This window comes from uncultured Pedobacter sp., assembly GCF_913776295.1.
Classification (GTDB): Bacteria; Bacteroidota; Bacteroidia; order Sphingobacteriales; family Sphingobacteriaceae; genus Pedobacter.
In genome coordinates, this window is sequence record NZ_CAJYOJ010000047.1 from 1 (window position 1) to 19,616 (window position 19,616).

Genomic DNA, 19,616 nt, shown 5'->3' on the forward strand with positions numbered 1-19,616 from the left:
TTACTTTTTGATGCCAAAAAGTAAGAGCCCTTCGGCGGCGGTGAGCCGAGGCAAGACTGTGCTGTATGGCATAAGAAATCAGTTACGTCATTTATATTGATTTTTATACCATAAATTATTCCTCAGAGTGACATACAAGAGTCAGAGAAGAAAGTTATACTAATCAAGTTATTGTATTTAGAACAGCAGCTGCAGTTAAGCAGCCAGCCTAAAACAGCAGTAACGTACTGGCCAACTAGACCCGATTGAAGTGAACATTTCGATTTTTTATCGGGATAAAACGGAAAGCGGGAGGAAACTTTAATAATTATACAGGCCTTGCTCTCCCAATCTTAATCATCATGCTGATAGGAAGCCCTTCAACTACGCCACTATTGACAGAATGCCTAGTTCGGTCGTCCTCGACTGTAGCGCAGCGAAATGCCCGCCTGTGCGGACAGTCCTGCCTGTACAGGCGGGGAGAGATCTCTGAAATAGGCTATCGAAATCAGATCTAAAAGATTTCTCCACTGTGGTCGAAATGACGACTCATCGAGACCATCAGCTTCTTTAACATCTGTCCGTTTATATTGATTTTCATACAATAAATTATCGTCCGAAATCAATTATTTACTTCAACAACTGATAAGCAAGCAACGCAGCAACATATGCCATAGCCGTCATATAAGCCAACTGGATTATCGGCCATTTCCAGCCTTTGGTTTCGCGGTAAACGATTGCAACTGTGCTCATACACTGCATAGCAAAAGCATAAAAAAGCATCAGCGAAATACCTGTGGCAAAAGTATAAACGGGCAAACCAGTACGGTTATTAACCGAGGCCGACATACGTTCTCTTATCGTTGAGGTATCTTCATCACCCCCATCAACGCTGTAAATGGTGGCCATGGTGCCCACAAAGGCTTCACGGGCCGCAAATGAGGTAATTAAACCAATGCCAATTTTCCAATCATAACCCAAAGGACGGATGGCCGGCTCAATCCAATGCCCTAAAATCCCCACATATGAGTGTTCCAGTTTCTCAGTAGCGATAAGGGTTTTAATGTGATCGGTATTTTTTGTCGTGTCTGCCAGGGCAGATTCATATTTTTTATCAATATTTTCAAAGCGATTACCCGGCCCGAAAGAAGCCATTACCCAAAGAATGATGGAAATGGCGATAATTACTTTACCCGCTTCGAACACAAAGGTTTTCGATTTTTCGTACATGGTGTAGAATACATTTTTCCACCTTGGCATGCGATAAACCGGCAACTCCATAATAAAATAAGATCTTTCCCTGGTTTTAATGATAAATTTCATTACCCACGCTACCAGTACCGCAGCAATTACACCCACCAGGTACATCACCATGAGCGCCAAACCTTGCAGGTTAAAAATGCCAAGGACAGTTTGGGAAGGGATAATTAAGGAAATGATTAAAATATATACCGGAAGCCGTGCCGAACAGCTTACCAATGGCGTAACCATGATGGTAATCATTCGGTCTTTCCAGTTTTCGATGTTTCGGGCAGCCATAATAGATGGAACAGCACAAGCTAACCCCCCGATCATTGGTACTACTGATTTGCCGTTAAGGCCAACCTTGCTCATAATTTTATCCATCATAAAGGTAACCCGGGCCATATAGCCCGTATCCTCCAGAATAGATATAAATGCGAAAAGAATAGCAATCTGCGGGATGAAAACAAAAATACCGCCCAAACCTGCAATTACGCCATCTAACAATAAATCGGTAAGCATACCTGCGGGCAGATAATCATGTCCAATGCTGGTGATAAAACCAAAACCGGTTTCTATCCATTCCATCGGATAGGATGACCAGGCAAATATCGCATTGAAAATAACAAAAAGGATCAGCAAGAAAATGGCAAATCCCCAAACTTTATGGGTTAAAACGGCATCTAATTTATCACTGAACGAAAATTTCTTTTCAGTGCTTTTGTCAATCACCACATCAGCTAAAATGGTACTGAGATTTTTATATCGGGCAATGGTTTCTGCCGCCTGAATTTTAGAAGATTCGAAATGGTGGGCCTGTTCGATATTTTCAATTTCTTCCTGCTCTTTTTCGGTAAAGAAGGTTAAGTGCTCGTGCTGATGCAGCACCTGTAGTGCGTAATAATCGTTGTCGGATTCAAGCTTGGCTTTTATCGCATTAATTGCATCCGCAGCCAAAAAGTTCACATCTACATTCTTATACTGCGTGGCGATTTTATTGGTATTGGTAATAGCCTGTTTAAGCTTATCAATTCCGATGTTGTTCCTCGCCGAAATGGGAACCACCTGGATACCCAGTTTTTCAGACAGCTTGTCCTGGTTGATCTCAATCCCCTGCTTAGCGGAAAGATCAATCATATTTAGCGCTAAAACGATCGGGATGCCTAAGTCTGCCACTTGCGAATACAAAAGCATGTTGCGCTTTAAATTCGAAGCGTCAGCGATCAGTACAATCACATCAGGGTGGCTGTTATTTTTTTTATCGGCCAGCACCTGAAAAACGATGCTTTCATCAGCACTTTTCGGATACAAGCTATATGTTCCGGGTAAATCGATGATCTCTGCTTCTTTGCCATTTACAAGTGTTGTAAAACCTGTTTTCTTATCAACAGTGATACCTGGAAAGTTTCCAATTTTTTGATTTAATCCTGTTAAACGATTAAATAAAGTAGATTTACCTGTATTGGGATTACCAACTAATGCGACTTTAATATCCAAACCCAGTTTTTTTATTGAATAATAACAACATCAGCTTCACTTTTACGCAAACAAAGCTGATAACCAGCCACACGAATCGCCATAGGATCGCCGAGCGGAGCAAAACGTTCTACCTCTACTACCTCGCCAGGTAAGCAGCCCATTTCCATTAACTTTACAGACATATCTAAATCTGTAAAAGCTACAATTGTTCCCTTTTCTCCAACTTTTAGGTGCGACAGCTTCATGTGCTAAATTTGGCGCAAGTTAACCTTTCTTTAGATTTATTCCAAATAAGATAATCAGTATGGAATATAAATGATATAGCTTTACCGTAAAATGATCTAATTCCTTTGCCTGCCTCCGCCAAAGCCACCGCTGCCACCCCGGCCTCTGCCATCATCCGAGCCAGCTCTAATCATGTTTCTGCCTCCCATACGGTTTAAGGAGTAGGTAAACGAAAACATAAAATAACGCCGCAATACGTTGTAGCTTTCATCACGTATCGTGTTGTTATTAGCAGTACGGCTTACACCCTGGTTTTCATTTAGCAAATCATTTACAGCTGCTTTAAAAGTACCACGATTTTTAAAAAACTGCTTACTGATGTAAGAGTTTACAAGTGTAAAATGGGTATCAAAACCCTCTCCCCTACCTGTATTCTGATTATAATCGGCATCAATGAACCACCGGATATCGCCAGGGAATAAATAGCTCACACTCACATTGGGACTAAAAGTATAAAAAAGGGTATTAGAATTGGGCTGTACAGAATAAGTTGCACGGTTAACCGATCCGTTTACACCCGCAGTTAAATCAAGTTTATCTAAATTAGAAACCAAACGGTAACCATTATTAACCGACCAGCTGTTGGTGATATTTTTAAGTGAATTGGTAAAATTTACATCACGATCGTAATTGCCGCTCACATTGATATGAAAATTCAATTTATTCTCGTCCATAATCGGTAAACTTAAAGAAGAGGAAACAGATCCTGAATACACGCCACTCACGTTAACCGGTGTAACAGCAAGCTTTCCCTGGTCAGGTCCGGTTTGAATTAAACTGGTGCTGTTGGCGATACGGTTAGTGGTTTGGGTAAAATTTAAATTCACAAATAACGACCTGTTTTTCCCCACGGTGAAAGTATTGTAAGCCAGGCGAAGGCTATTATTAAATTCAGGCTTCAGATCAGGGTTACCAACCGGGATACTTTGGGTATTGGTATTGTTCCGGATGGGCTGCAACTGCTGAATGCTTGGCTGATTGGTACTTCCCCTGTAGTTAAATACCAAACGTTTACTGTTACTAAAATTATATCGGAACATGGCTGAGGGCGTATAATTAAACACATTTTGTTTTAGCACATATCCGGCACTGATGTTGTTATTGGTCCTATCGGTGTTTTGAACAGCCATACCTACATTCCAATTGTATTTTTTGGCCATTTTATTCAGGCTAAAACCAGCCGAATTGGTTAAAATGGTATTTTCATAGGAATTGCTAAAAGTCTGATCCAACAAATCATACTTCAGTGTAAACGGATTAAAATTATAGGTAAAACGATCGGAGGTATTGTGGTTATAACCGTTCTGATAATTAAATTCCAGGCTCAAAGTTTTATTCAGTGGTTCAGTATATACCAACCGTGTATTCTGACTAAGCGATTCACTTTCCTGATCATTAAACTGATCGGTAGTTTTTTGGCTTTCAACACCGTTTTCTTTGCGTGTTTCGGGGTTGTTATTATAATTATCGGCGTCGTTATTATTAATGTTCGTATTAAAATTAAGCGACAATGTTCTTCCGCGGCGCATAAATTTTTTACGCAACAAAATATTGTTACTTATGGCGGGCGCGGTATTATGGTTCCTGAGGGATTGCGTACCATTAATCATATATGTTTTATAATCTCTGGTATAAGTGCTGCTGTTGAAACTCTGATTATTGGTATAGCTTAGATTGGGCTGTACTTTAAGCGAAGTCAGGGAATCGAGCTTGGTATCGATCATAAAGTTTAAACGATGATTTAAGCGGTCTGAATTGTTGATTTGGTTATTATTAAAAACAGTGGTTACGTCGCCCAGCAAATTTTGGGTTACGCTGTTCCTGAGAATCAGGTTATCTGATTGATTAACAAAATAGCTGAAATTAATTTCAGTTTGATCGGCGTACACGTCTGAGAAATTAACTCCTCCGGCTTTGGTATCGGTGATACCACTACGTCCGCCATTGCCACCTCCGCCTCCCAAACCACCGCCAAAATTTTGTCTGTTCACATTATTAAACTGGGCCACTACACTCAGCCGTTTATCCTGATCAAAATGGTTGATATTTGCGTTTACCTCATAACGGTCGTTAGAACCATAACCGCCTGTGCTGTTTCCGAAATAGCCATTTTTCTTTTCTTTCCTGGTGGTGATATTAATAATTTTGGTTCTTGAGCCATCATCAATCCCGGTAAACTGTGCCTGATCGGAAAGTTCATCAATAATCTGAATTTTATCGATCATATCGGCAGGCAGGTTTTTAGTAGCCAGTAAAGGATCGTTCCCGAAAAATTCTTTACCATCTACCCTAACTTTGGTAATGGTTTCGCCCTGGGCTTTTACCGTCCCGGCTTTATCTACTTCTACACCTGGCAACTTCTTCAACAAATCTTCCACTACAGCATTCTCTACTACCTTAAATGAGCTTGCATTAAACTCAAGTGTATCCTTTTTCACCACAATCGGCGGAATTTCTGCTTTAATGTCAACCGTCTGAAGATCAATAGCCCCGCCCTCTAAAACAATGTCGGCCATGGTTATATCTAATTTTTCCCCAGTAATGGTAAAATCTCTGGTAGCATTTTTTAAACCCAAAAATGCAGCATACAGCCTGTAGTTTCCAGGCTTTAGGCTTTTAATAACGAACTTTCCGTCTTCTGCAGTGTTAACCGCACCTACCATGCTGGAATCTGTCAGGTTTTTAACAGCCAAAGAAGCATAGTCAATTGGTTTTTTATCTTTTGATTGGATAACCCGTCCGCTGACTGAGCCCGTTTTCTGGGCATAGGCAAAAAAAGAGAAAAAGATAAGAAGGATCGTGAAAGTCTGTTTCATTCATTTAGTTTGGTATACAGCATAAGAGACAACCCACCTTTATAAAGGTTTATTCTGCTTTGGTAACATTTGAAATACATAAATGTCAATTGTACATTTAATATAAAGATCTTATTAAAAAATAAAAGTCCCGACCTGGATCCGAACTTTTATTTCCATTGTAAAACTAATTAAAGATCAAAGATTTGCATTTCAATAGGCAACGGTTGCTTTAAGGTAAGGTTACATCCTCATGCGGCCTCCCCCACCACCGCCTCGTTGGCCTGGCATCTGCATATCGCCGCTCATGTTTCTACCCCCAATACGTGTTAATGAGTAGGTGAAAGAGAACATGTAATAACGTTTTAACACATTGAAGTTTACATCGGTAATAGAAGTACCGGTAGCTGTTCTGCTTACACCTGTGTTCTGGTTAAGCGCATCGTTCACTGAAAATTTAAATGTTCCCCGGTTTTTGAAAAACTGGCGACTGATGTAAGGATTAAGTATAGTATATTCCTGGTTGTACAAATCACCACCACCAAAGTTTCTGAAATAATCGATATCGATAGCTAACCTGATGTTGGCCGGCAACACATAACTGATATCAAAGCTTGGGTTAATGGTATAAAACTGTGTATTGGCCGATTGTTGTGCGGAAAAGGTAGAGTGGGTATAACTTCCGGTAATACCTCCTGTTAAATCGAATTTATCCACGTTGGTTACCAGTTTATATCCATTTGAGATGGTATAACTATTGGTTACATTTTTAACAGACGTTGTCCCTCCCTGTGGAATAATATAGTTTACATTTCTGTTATATGCACCGTTACCTGAAATATTTAAGGTTAATTTTCGCTCCGGCATTAAAGGTAAAGACCACGTTGCATTGGCATTACCGGCATACACACCATCAACATTAATATAACTTACCTGTTGGATACCACTAGGTAATTGCGCAACGCTATTACCAATGCTGTTAAATGTTTGGGTTAAGTTTAAACCAGCAAAAAAGAACCTTCCGTTTTCGATATTGAAGTTATTAAAATTGATCCGCAGCTGGTTATTGAACGAAGGTTTTAAAGCGGGGTTACCGACATAAATGGTTTGTGAATTGGTATTATCCGGAATCGGCTGGATCTGGTCAATACTTGGTTGTGTGGTAGATCCACGATAGTTGATGAACAAACGCTTACGGTTGCTAAAGTTGTACCTGAACTGTGCCGAAGGCGTAATATTGATGAAATTCTGTGTACGTTTTAACCCTGTGGTTAAATTGGTATTTACCCTGTTGGTCTGCTGCGCAGCTACGCCGATATTCCAGTTGTATTTTTTTTCTGTTGTGGTTAGGCTGGCACCTACAGCATTTGTTAAAGTGCGGTTGTTATAAATATTTGAAAAAGTATTGTCTATGATATCGAATTGCAGGGTTGATGGATTATAATTAAATACATCCCTCTGCGAATCGCTGTTTGCATAACCATTTTGATAGTTGAACTCTACACTCAAAGTTTTATTTAATGGTTCTGTATAAACTACCCTTGTGGTATTATTTATGGAGTGGCTGTTGGTATTGTTTAACTGATTGGTTAAAGAATCTCTTGTAACACCATTAATTGTGATTTTCTCATCACGATAATTAAGGTTAGTCCCATCGTTATCATTGATGCTGGTATTTACATTTAATGATAGGGTACGCCCCCTGCGTTTAAAGCTTTTCCTTACCAGTAAATTATTACTTACTGCGGGGGTTGCTGCTGTGGTGGCATTACGCTGTAAACCTGTTGTTAAAGAAGTGATAAAATCACGTGTATAATCCGTAACACTGTTTCCATCGGTTTCTGTGTAAGATACATTAGGCTGGATCTTGATCGATAAGGACGGGTCTATCTTGGTGTCAATCATAAAGTTAAAACGGTGATTGATCCGATCGGAAGTATTATCAAATTTCTGATTGATATTGGTTGTGCCGCTGCCCAATAGATTTTGAGTATTTGAGTTCTGAATAATATCTGATGTTGCCTTATTGAAGAAATAACTGGCCTGAAACTGGGTACCATCTTTATAGGTGTCGGCAAAGTTTAAACCTGCTGCATTGGTAGTAGTGATTCCTCCATTTCCGCCAGCATTATTTCCACCACCGCCGCCAAAACCGCCAAAACCACCACGGCCGCCGCCCCCCCCGCCAAATCCATTGCCCACGCCGCCGCCCTGGCCAAAGTTCTGCTTGTTCACATTGTTAAACTGGCCGATAAAACTGATCTGCCTGTCATCGTCAAATTTATTTACGTTCAAACTTGCGTCATAACGATCGTTGGAACCATAACCTGCGGTACTGTTACCGAAATAGCCGTGTTTCATGCCGTTTTTAGTGGTAATGTTTAAGATCTTATTTCTGGTACCGTCATCAATACCGGTAAATTGTGCCTGTTCAGATAATTCATCAATTACCTGGATTTTATCTACCATATCAGCCGGAAGGTTTTTGGTTGCCAGTAAGGGATCATTGCCGAAAAATTCCTTGCCATCAACCTTCACTTTGGTAATGGTTTCGCCCTGGGCTTTAACACTTCCATCTTTTGCTACCTCAACGCCCGGTACCTTTTTCAGGAGATCTTCTACTACGGCATTTTCACGCACCTTGATCGATTTTGCATCAAACTCTAAGGTGTCTTTCTTTACTACAATCGGGATAGTAGCCGTTACATTAACGGTATTCAAATCAACGCCATCATCACTCATGGCTATTTCTCCGGCATTTACTGCCGCTTTAGCCACTTCTACATCCTTAGTTGATGTTTTTAAACCTAAAAAGGCAGCATAAATCCTGTACTTACCCGGCGCTATCGCTTTAAAGGTAAAACTTCCGTCAGGACTGGTTTGGCCAGATGCCACAACGCTCGAATCTTTTAAACTTTTAATTGCAATTGTTGCAAAATCAACTGGCTTTTTATCTTTTGCATTAATTACTTTTCCACTTATCGAACCCGTATTTTGAGCCTGAACAATGTAAGTACAAAATAGGAGCGCCACAAATATTGCCCTCTGAACGTTTCTTTTCATTAAAAAATTAGATATTATGGTATAAAACTAAGCTATCAGACTGTAGAAAAGCCGAAAGGTTTGTTAAGGTCTGTTAAAAACAAGGTAACATTTTAAATACAGCCTCAGGAAAATATTGGGATCAGAAAGAAAGACCGATCGGTACGAAGATTATTTCTGTGATAAAGGATAGTTTTGGTAATATACTTTAGGACAATTGCAGTTTTTCTTAAAAATACTGCAGCTACTTCCGAACATTGCTAAAATTACACAGATGAAACTAATTTTCCTTCTCATTGAAATTAAATTTATGGAGCAATATATAACTAAAAACCGCCATAGATGCGCCTAACATATCACAGCCAAAATCCCACCATTCTGCCGAACGGTAGGTAAAAACTTTCCACTGCAATAACTCTATTCCTCCACCAATGATGGCATTGATAAGTAGAATTTTAAAAATGGTTAATTTTTGGACAGCGTAGTGATGTTGATCATTAATCTTGCCGAAAAACAGCAGAACGGATAAGACAAAGAAAAAGCCCATATGGGTCATTTTATCAAAGCCTTCGAAGAAAAAGCCACTTTTCCCAACAGAATCGGAAATGTGCATATTACAAAACACTAAAACAATGATGGTCCAGATAATAGCCCATCTCTGTTGTTTTAGTGCTTTGTACAAAATATCAGGATTAAGCACCTACCAGTTCCTGGTAAGCTTCTGCTGTTAATAAACCATCTAATTCAGTTGCATCGGCTAATGATACTTTAACCATCCAGCCTGCTCCATAAGGATCAGAGTTCACCAATTCAGGGTTATCGTTTAATTCTGCATTAACTTCCAACACCGTTCCGGTAACTGGCATGTATAAATCAGATACGGTTTTAACGGCTTCTACAGTACCAAAAACTTCTTCTTTTGCAACCTCGTCGCCTACAGTGTTAATATCAACATAAACGATGTCGCCCAATTCGCGTTGTGCAAAATCAGTTACGCCAATAAAAGCTTCGTTGCCTTCAACTCTAACCCACTCGTGGTCTTTAGTGTACTTTAATTCTGATGGAAAATTCATTATTTTATATGTTTTGAAAATAAGTTATCGGTTAAATTCCGTTAGCTAATATTTATTACAGTTTGTGCTTCAAAAATACAATTTAGTTTATCCATTCGCAATGGCTGAAAAATTTACTTATCAGAAAAGGGTTTAGAAGAATATCAACTTGAGAATGAAAATTATTTCATCCTGAAATTCAGAGAGGAATTATCTGTTATTATTTTTTTTCCAAAGCTTGGAAAGCGTGAAAAGATCTTTGTCATCTCCCGCCTTAGATGGCTCTGGCCGCACACTACACATATACTTTCTTGAAGTAGTAAAATATGTTGTAGTACTATCCGCTTCAAGAAAGATACCTTGAAAAATTCTAGCACCAACAGCTAGATTAATAGGGTTGTTATTGTTATTTGTTAATTCAATTGATAAGCATCCACAATAACCTGGTTGCACAAGAGTAGAAACAGTAAGCCCTAACCGAGAGTACGAACTTCTCATATACAACGAAATCATATATTTTTCTGGTAGCTTAACATATTCCAAACTACTTGCAAGAACCGTTTGGTTTGGATAAAGAATAAACGTTTCTCCCAACTGACGTCTTGTTTCTTGAAAGAACAGTCTTACGTCCCTTTGAGCATCGCCAGCATCTTCATTCATGGAAGTGTTAATAAATGGTTCCCGGCCCTGAACCGACACTAAAAAATTGCATCCTAACCTGAAATCTACCCCTATTTGGGTTACTTGACTACTTTCCAATAAAGGACGAATAGTTAAACTTTTGTCAGCTATTAATTCATTTATTTTCTGACCTGATATAAACCCGCTCATATTAAAGAGGCCTCCCAACTTTTTTCAATAAAATAATTACCTATGGATTTTTCAACTAAGTTGTTTAGAACCTTGTAAGCATTATCAGAAGTAAAGTCACCTGTTAGACCGGCATTTACCTTAAAATCGTCCGGTCCTTTTAGCCAAATTTCCCAAGCATAGGCAAAAACTCCATGTAATTTTGCAGTATTATCTATCTCAATTGGAAGAAACTTATAAAATTCGTCGCTGACTATATCCTCATGCCTTTTAATCAGATGTCTTCCTGATCTATTAAATGTAATTTTCTTGATGAGTTTTACTATTGGATTATCTATGTTATCAATAAAATCATTTACTACTTTTACCCTGTTAATTGTGGAAGGATGACTATAAGAAGCATTACTTGAATTTCTGGTAAGATATTGCAAATAATAATTTGATGATTTACCAATATACTGAGCAGCAAAGATATCACAGAAATATTCGGCTAAGTGATCAGTTAGAATATCAATTTCGTTTTGACCTCCAACTAAAAATTGTTCATACTGAATAAAATCCGAAGATGAGATAGATTGAACTTCCATGGCAACAATTTTTGAAATAGCGTACTTCAGATCAATGAAGTGCCCTAATTCATGATATAATACTACTGAAGAAAAATAATCCCGTGACAAAATCAACGGTAAATTGATTTGCACTAAGCGTTTTGCAAAAGTTATTCCATATTGTATATCAATTGACTGATAAACAAAGTCCTCTAATGCCAATGTGGGGTCATAACTAAAGGCAAGAGTATTATTGTTAAGGCTGGTTACAATTATATATTGCTGATCGATCCAATCATTCATAGCCACATTAAGACAATTAACAACTTCAAAGGGCATTGAACTTAATATACTATCTTTTAAAAATTCCAAACTATTGCATATAAAGCTAAGGTGCTCCTGTTTTTCAAATACAGGGGCTACAGCTGATAGACCTGATATGGATCCTTTTACAGCAGAAAAAAGTTTATTAAGATTATCTTGATAATTTTTTTTATCCAGATCAGAATAACTATTATTCTTTGATTTTTCTACAAAAATTTCAGTTTGTGAGAGATGAAGATTTAAGAGCGATGTATAGTCCATTGTAAATTAGCTATGCTAAAGCATGCCTTTTGTTCTCGTTCAGAACATTTAAAATATCATTAAATATTTTCCTATTCAATTTATCTTCGCTTAAACCGCTAAATAATGAATTTGCTTTTTGGGAAAGCAAAATTTTCACATTTAAACCTACACTATCTAATTCAGATATACCTTTTTCTTGATTTACAACCTGTATGACATCAGATAATATTGGCTGAACCAATTTGATATATTCATCATCTCCTTCAATAGCGTGTTGAAGAAATGAAATAAAAAAATCGAACTCTAGTTCTTGTTGGTTATGAGATCTTAACATTTTAGGTAGTTTAGGCAATAAATTAACCGAAATACAATGTAAATGTTCGAAAATTAATTCTAAAATTTAAAACTTTTACACAAAAGTTGCTAACTGTTCAGAGAAAAAAAACATAAAAACATGAAAATCAATTGTTTACATGAGCAAGTTATCAACATTTCAGATACAATCACTGGAGAAATCTCATAGATTGCAGTTTTCTTTAACTCGTTAATACAAAGCTAATGTTTATTTTATTATTGTTTTAATTTATTAAGTTTAACTTATTTTATTTTTTAGTTCAATGTAAACCTTAAACTAAAACCAAAATTACTGAACGAAGTATTAAAGGTTTGTGAGGTATAAGGTTTTGTGATATTTGAATCGTAAAACAATTTGATGTTGAATTTCTGATTTAACACATAATCTACACTTGGCCTCAAGGTAATATTCTTGGCTCCTGAAGATACTTCTGCCTCACTTACATCAGCACGATAGATCACTGTTTTATTATCCCGGATGGCCACATCCAATTTAAAATCCATATTGTTATCCATTTTGAGGCTTTTAAACCACCCGAACGGGAAACGGAATTTATTGGTGCGGTAGCCCAGCCCCAATACCATATTGTTTTCTGATAATTGGGCCAACTGACTGTTTGATAAGCTAAGTCCCAACAAACGCGATCGGTTTAACTCGAAAGAGGCAGTGAGGTTATTTTTAAACCTGGTATCAACACCAACCAAGGGAGAAAAATATTCAGAAATGGTTACCTGAGCAAACTGGTATTCCGGTAAAAAATTATTATTTACATCTCTGCTGCTAACCGAACCGTTCGTTTCCTGATAACGCAATAAGGTATTAAAGCCATTGATATTATAGGCTGAGCGATAGCCATGACGGATATCGACCGATGAAAATTTATCGGCAATAAAAGGAATACGGGTTAAACCGCTATAAGTTAGACTCCAGTTTGGAAGCGGTATTTTAGGGAAAGCATTCATTTTTGTTTTACCAGCATCTTTACCCGAATAGGCGGCCATAAAAGCAGATATGATTACGTCCTGGCTCTCCTTACCGTATCCGTCTGCATAGCCTCCACTGATACCAGCCGAATTCGGATTTTCAGCACCCAGCCTCCTGGAAATAATTATTCTATTGGCCATGAACTGGTTAAACAGTCCTGAGATAACCGTAGCATTACTTTCTTTAAAAGCCGTACCCAAAGCGATGTATGATACACTATAATCACCCGTGGTAATTGCACTCAGGTTCTCAAACGATGATACGCTGGCGACATACCTAAAATTGGTACTGAAATTTCTGGTCTGTGCTTTATTGGCTTTTAGCGTAATCCGTAAATCTTTAAAGGGTTCTACCAAACCGGTAAACTGAAAATCTTCACGAAGTGTGTTTACATATAACTGGTTTTGTAAAGTATCAGTTGTTAACCAGCCATTGCCCAGTGCCATCTCACGGATATCGCGCTGACTCCCAAAAACGAAACCCAGACCTGGGGCGCCAGTAGCCCTGTCAAGGCCAAAAAACTGTGTTGTTGGCATATAACCTGGCAGAAAAATACCTTTTGTTTGCACAAAACTGGCATTAACATTTTTTAAACTGGTTAAAATATTAATAAAGAAGTTCTTCGCTTTGTTGCCATCGTCATTACCGGCACTCCTGATGAAGCCAAATTTGTTGTATAGCGTAGTCAGATTTAACGTGGGGTTCACCTGAACGGTTCTGCTGTTTTGTACAGTGTTACCCAAATTTATATTGGGATCGCGCAGGGTAGAAAGTGGTTCCGTTTGCCAGTTAAAATTGGTACCATAACGGGTTTTTACGGTCACCCAGTTTAATCCCGGTATTTTATCAATCGGTAAATTATAGGTCACATTTAAATTGTGGTTATAATCGGTTGTACGTCCTAATCGTTTTAGGTTTTGCCAAACCGTATCACGTTTGATGCCATCAATTCTTCCATCCGGTTCATCGATAATCGAATAATTTGTGGCATTAAAATCCAACTGTAACGAACGCGTAAGGTTCCAAGCAATGCCATAAACCCGGCTCATGGTGAAGTTTTTGTTAAAGGTAGTTCCGTAGCCGTTCCGGTAAAGCCCAATGGTATTATTCGGATCGTTGTTCCGCAAGGTATTTTCTGAGTATAAACGGTCTACATCAATCCTGAAATTAATGGCACTTGGGAAAATGCTAAAGTTAAAGTCCTTTAACAAAGCCAGCATGTTCGATTTTATAATCTTTTCAAAAGGTGCTATTGTTTTGGCTTCTTTTGAATAACTATACTGTAATGAGGCCCTATAGGTATTCTGAATGCTATTTTGGTTAATAAAATCACGATGATTATATTGGGTATAAGCATAACTTGCAGCAAAATTTTCAATATCCCAAAGTTGGGCAGGTTTACTGGTATTGACACGTTCTTTCCTAACATTGGTAAAGTTAATGCCTCTTCTAATAGTATAATCCTGTGCAAAATTTAAAATCGAATCTTTTTGTTCTTTAGTAGATTGCGATAAAGCATTTTTGAGTTCGATATCTGGTGTTCTTGGATTGAACTGCGGGGTAGAAACCTGTTTAGAGTAATTCACAAACATCGGGATTTTCACACCCGATTTCTGAGGAAGGAACTTGCCCAGTTCCACCGCCGAAGAAACATCAAGCAATACATTGTCTGCACGGTTCCGCTCGCTCACTTTCGAATCAATAGTTCCAAAACCAATGGTAGATTTACTTCCTGAAATATTTACATCTGCAAAATCGGCCAATTTTAAGTTCAATCTTCCTGTTGCTGCCCAGCCGCCTCTTTCATCAAATTCAGTTAATCTTAATTCATTAAACCAAACCAGTGCACTTTTATCCAGGCCATCGTCATTTCGCTCATCATTGGCAGCACGGAGCGGATTTTTAACACCCACCATATATATTCTAACCTTACTCATATCAGGTTGCCCTTTAACGATAATTGTCCTGGTACCGTCAGTGTAGGTAAATGGGACATTTGTAGGCCACGGCTGGCCGTTAGCTTGTTTGGCTACGTTCCGGGCTAATTTTGCATTCTGGAAAAGCGTTAAGTTAATATCCATTCTATTGGCTTCAGGCCAGATGGCATCGGCATCTCTTGTACCTGGATTGGTAACCTTTAACGGAATTACATATTCATAATAATTGTCTTGATTATCGGTACCGATCCGTAAGAATGCTGCAACATCATTGTCATTTAAAACCTGGTTATTAACCGCTTCAGCATGAATAAACATTTCTAAATGTTTGTAAGACCGGAAATCGCTATAGGCAGTTTTAAACGCCGCTCTACCGTAACCATCTCTTAACGACTTTACAGTAACCGATAACGATTGCTCATTTAAACGGGTATCGCCACGATAATTGCTATAGTCGCGCTCCCGAAGAATACCAGGCGGTGTTACATATGGGATTGGTGACCGCTTACCATTTTCTTCGATGTTTACCGTTGAAACTTCAATAGTGGAATTATCGGGAGTTAGTGCAGGTAAAGATGGATCTACTATTACTTGTGATGCCTGGTTGGAAGCATTATATTCTCTCCACTCTCCACGGATTAACTGCAACTTCGCAAAACGCATTACGGCAGTATCTGCAAAATTGGTCATAAACATCCTAAAGAAACGGATAGATTTAAAATCCTGGATACCACCTACCCGATCCTGGTACTGGCTGATTGGGATTCTGAATTGATACCATGAAACAGCTTGCGTATTTCCATTGGCCAGTTTTACCTGTGAGGTCACTTTATCTGTAATAAAATTCTGGCCCACATTTAAATCGCCCGGACGCATCGAAACTTTGTACTGAAAATACTCATCACTTTGCGTCATGTTATTATCGCGGTTGATGTCTTCCCCATCGGGTAAAGAGGTAGAAGCAGAGTTTTCAAGTCCTAATTCTTCCTGCGACTGCTGGGATGTTTTAGAGTTTCCTTCTGTTCCGTTATATTTTTCGTAACGTTTAAGGATACCTGCATTAATCTGATCTAGCGCCGGCCCCCTGAAATAAGTATAGTTATCAGATGACGGATCGGCATCAAGTGCTGCCGAAGCTGTTGCATTCAGTTGCGATTTGATCTGAGTAATTGCCGCAGCAAATTTTACTTTTTCATCAGCATCTGATAATCCGTCCAAACCGACGTCCTGAGCCCTACGCGAACCGGGATTGTTATCGAAAGCCTGCACAACGGGTTGCAGTTTCGGTACGCGCCCCCAAACGGTTTCATCATATTTGCTTGGATCGTTTGTAGCAGGCAGACCATTTTCCAATGATTTTCTCCCATCTTTAAGAATATCTTCTGATATATTGCCCAGGTTAAAATAAATATCACCACCGGCAGAATTCGGTTTGTAAATAAATGGATCCATCACCCAAAACTCAATAAAGCCAACATTTAAGGCTTCAAAATCATTGGTTTCGATCTTACGCTGAAAACCGCCCCAACTATTTCTGGGTTGCAGTAAACTTCCATCAGGCCTAAAGTCAGTTGTACGGAAATTATATGGCCCCCTAACAGTTGGATAATAGGCCACATCTAAAGTGGTAATATTTAAAGCCTGCCCGGTTGCCGTTTCCTTAAATGGAAAAACTTCCTGCTCAATTACCTCTCTTACGTAATGATTGGAAAGTTCATTGCGATTGCCCCTGATATTGGCAGGGGTAGTAGAAGCTGCTGAATTATAAAAAGTTGGATCGATGTTGTAAAAAGCAATCCTTGCCCTGTTATAACCGTAAGACAAATCGTTGGATCGGTTAAACTCCGGGAAAAGCTGTGGTGTACCGGATAGCTGCCAGGCAATAGCACTCTTTAGATCGATTACAGATCTTGACGCCTCGAAATCATCCAGATAACTTACCCCGTTTTTACTGCCTGCAAAATTCAGTGCTCTGGGGTGCCCGGGAATGAGTTGAGCAAATTCACCATAAAATGTTACACTCGATGGTGCTTTGGTTGAAATGAACGGAAGCTTATCCACCAGTTTTGTTAAAAAGCGTGATGGTGAGCTATAGTTAATATCTGCTCCCCAAATGGTATTCGAAATGGGTTCTTCCCCGATATTTACCTTCTGGGTTAAAGGTTTTTCGGTCAGGTTCATGATCGTACCCCCAAGGTTTAGCTTATTGTTTACTCGGTAATCTAAACGGGTTCCGAAGAGCGACCGTTGCTGCAAACCAAAGGTTTCACTGTTTTCCGTGGTAATCCTGATCGGTTGGCCGGAAACCAGAAGTGCCTGGTTGATGATGCTTACACGACCGCCTTGATAGTCGACTGTAAAATCTACCCCCTCGGTAAGTGGCATAGTCCCTGCAAACACCTTTACCGATCCTTCCGGAACATTGATGGCATTTAAGCTGAATTCAGATGAAATATCAGACTGGTAGCTTACCTTGATGGTATACCTGTTCTGGTTTTGAAATAGTTGCCTGGCAATGGTTTGCGTTGAATCATATAATGCGGTAAATGTATATTTGTTGATCAATGCCTGTTCGCTGGGTAAAAACTTTGCAGCCAGATCTTTACCAAAAGGTTCTATCACGGGAAAAATAATCCTTCCATTTGCCGGATCGATCGTGATATAACCCGAATTGGTATTGGTAACCAACGAGGTTTGCCCGTTGCTGCCCACACCGAACATACTGGCCTGGTTGGCATTGCTTGCCGTAGAGTAAGATCCGAAGGCATTATTTGCCGCCACAAAATCGAAAACCCCATCAGGTTTCCGCTCGTTCTGCTGGTTCAGACGATCGAATTCTGTTAAGGCAATCCACTGTTTGTTAGCGGTATTCTGACCCTCGGTCATTACCGGATTATCTACCCCCGTTTCATTATCGATACGGTAAATATCGAGCTTAAAATTCTGACTGCTGATCTGGTACCCGCCGATAGAGTAAATATTTTTCATCATCAGGTCCCAGATTGGCAGCTGGATCTTGGTCGTTTCGTTCTTAAGCAATTTGGCATAAAGCACCTTAGGGTTAGCCGCATCAAAAGGGACATCGGTAGAAAACTCACCTACCTGATACTCCACACCGTTATAGGTGTAGCGATAGGCAACGGCCAAAACCTCATCGGCATTAAGTGGGTTGTTTAACGATAGATAACCCAGCTGCGGCTGAAAGGTGAATTCACGGTCTGTTAACTTCCTGGCATAAACCAGTTTGGCAAAGTTATCGGTGTTACTGCTGTTGGCTGGTGTTGTCTGGAAGAAAGAAAGCACGGCATTCGAATTTGTTTGCCTGATGGCACCGCCCTGATAAGCATTTAACTGCGAAATCAGATTGTTTGATTGTTGCGGAAAACCTGTAGCAGTGGTTCCTGCCGGTAAGCCAGAAGTCCCCCCATTAATCAAAACATTGTTAAAAGGAGCATTTTCACCCAAATCCATTAAACCCAACACATCCCTGGAGTCGTTTGTATTCCCTGCTTTATTGGTAATCCATACCTCTATTTTGGTAATCTGAACCGGTGAAGTAATAATGGGCGCATTGGCCAGGTTTCTGTTATAGTTATTCCTGAAATATTGCGACAGGAAATAGTGTTTATTCGCCTCGTAGCTGTCGATACCTACAGTTGTTGTATTTTGCTGTGCGCCATTGGTAATCTTGATCTCTCTTGATTGTGATTTTTGTTGTGTATAAACACTGGTTACATTTAAACGTCCGAATTTAAGTTGCGTTTTTATACCGAAAAGGGCCTGTGTACCGGTAATTAATGAAGTATTTAATGGCAAACTTACGTTACCTGCTTCTATTTTTTGAATGATATCATCTACGCCGCCCGTATAATCCAATTTGATCTGATTTTCGAAATCAAATTGTGCTTCTGTATTGTAATTACTTTTAATTTTTAGTTTGTTACCAATATTTCCAACCAGGTCCATCTGTATCCTTTGGTTAAAATCGAAATTGGTTTGTACCCTTTGCCTTTCGTTAAAGAGAGGGTTTTCATTTTTATTGATCCTACCCAAAAAAGTAAGTTCAGCCTCTCCACGTGGCTGGATATCAATCGTTGTGCCACCGAAAAGTTTCTCAAAAGCTTTACTATTTACCTGAATTTTCGGAATAATACCGGTACTTCTGTAATCACTCACTTCTGCATTGGAAATGCTGCGCCAATTACCCCTTTTAATTTCACTGTTTACCAAACGTTGGTACTCATCAATAGTTAAGTATTGCGTATTCAGAACAAAATTTTCACCGATTAGTTCCTTGATTATATAACGTTTATTCTTCGCATCGTATTCTACAACACGTTTTAAATTACTTGGAGATGGATAGAATGGATTAACTGCCGGATTAAGTCCCAGTTGTTCTTTTTCCCGTAGGCTAAAATTATTTTTCGGCTTAATAGTATCCGTTTTGCTTGGAACAACCTGGGCGTAAGTAGTTTGAAAAGCAATTAGAAAAAGAGGGATGAGAAACAGAAATGTAGATATTCTCTTCAAAGGCGTTAAGG

General features: G+C 39.1%; 10 protein-coding genes. All 10 read right to left on the reverse strand.

Annotation, left to right across the window (positions count from 1 at the left end; genetic code table 11):
* Positions 1 to 609: 609 nt before the first annotated feature.
* The gene (gene feoB / locus QZ738_RS09855; protein WP_293787099.1) at positions 610 to 2,724 is read right to left on the reverse strand and encodes a ferrous iron transport protein B; all 2,115 of its coding nucleotides are present in this window, start codon (positions 2,722 to 2,724) and stop codon (positions 610 to 612) included.
* A 5-nt stretch (positions 2,725 to 2,729) separates the two neighbouring features.
* Positions 2,730 to 2,945, reverse strand: coding sequence for a FeoA family protein (locus QZ738_RS09860; RefSeq protein WP_039481214.1), 216 nt, complete (start codon positions 2,943 to 2,945; stop codon positions 2,730 to 2,732).
* A gap of 96 nt (positions 2,946 to 3,041) precedes the next feature.
* On the reverse strand, positions 3,042 to 5,801 hold the full coding sequence (locus QZ738_RS09865; protein WP_293787038.1) for an outer membrane beta-barrel family protein: 2,760 nt from the start codon (positions 5,799 to 5,801) through the stop codon (positions 3,042 to 3,044).
* Between the two features lie 222 nt (positions 5,802 to 6,023).
* Positions 6,024 to 8,843, reverse strand: a complete 2,820-nt coding sequence (locus QZ738_RS09870; RefSeq protein ID WP_293787040.1) for an outer membrane beta-barrel protein — start codon at positions 8,841 to 8,843, stop codon at positions 6,024 to 6,026.
* Positions 8,844 to 9,102: 259 nt separating this feature from the next.
* Positions 9,103 to 9,504 (reverse strand): VanZ family protein, encoded by a 402-nt coding sequence (locus QZ738_RS09875; RefSeq protein WP_293787042.1) that lies wholly within the window; start codon positions 9,502 to 9,504, stop codon positions 9,103 to 9,105.
* 10 nt (positions 9,505 to 9,514) lie between these two features.
* Positions 9,515 to 9,895 carry a glycine cleavage system protein GcvH gene (gene gcvH / locus QZ738_RS09880; protein WP_293787043.1) on the reverse strand — a complete coding sequence of 127 codons (381 nt, stop codon included), beginning with the start codon at positions 9,893 to 9,895 and terminating at the stop codon, positions 9,515 to 9,517.
* A gap of 189 nt (positions 9,896 to 10,084) precedes the next feature.
* On the reverse strand, positions 10,085 to 10,705 hold the full coding sequence (gene dcd / locus QZ738_RS09885; protein WP_293787045.1) for a dCTP deaminase: 621 nt from the start codon (positions 10,703 to 10,705) through the stop codon (positions 10,085 to 10,087).
* Entirely contained in the window at positions 10,702 to 11,817 is a 1,116-nt protein-coding gene (locus QZ738_RS09890; protein WP_293787047.1) for a hypothetical protein, read from the reverse strand. Before QZ738_RS09890 ends, dcd begins: the two co-directional genes overlap by 4 nt.
* Before the next feature lie 10 nt (positions 11,818 to 11,827).
* Entirely contained in the window at positions 11,828 to 12,133 is a 306-nt protein-coding gene (locus QZ738_RS09895; RefSeq protein WP_293787049.1) for a hypothetical protein, read from the reverse strand.
* A 275-nt stretch (positions 12,134 to 12,408) separates the two neighbouring features.
* The gene (gene sprA / locus QZ738_RS09900) at positions 12,409 to 19,605 is read right to left on the reverse strand and encodes a cell surface protein SprA (protein WP_293787051.1); all 7,197 of its coding nucleotides are present in this window, start codon (positions 19,603 to 19,605) and stop codon (positions 12,409 to 12,411) included.
* Positions 19,606 to 19,616: the final 11 nt, after the last annotated feature.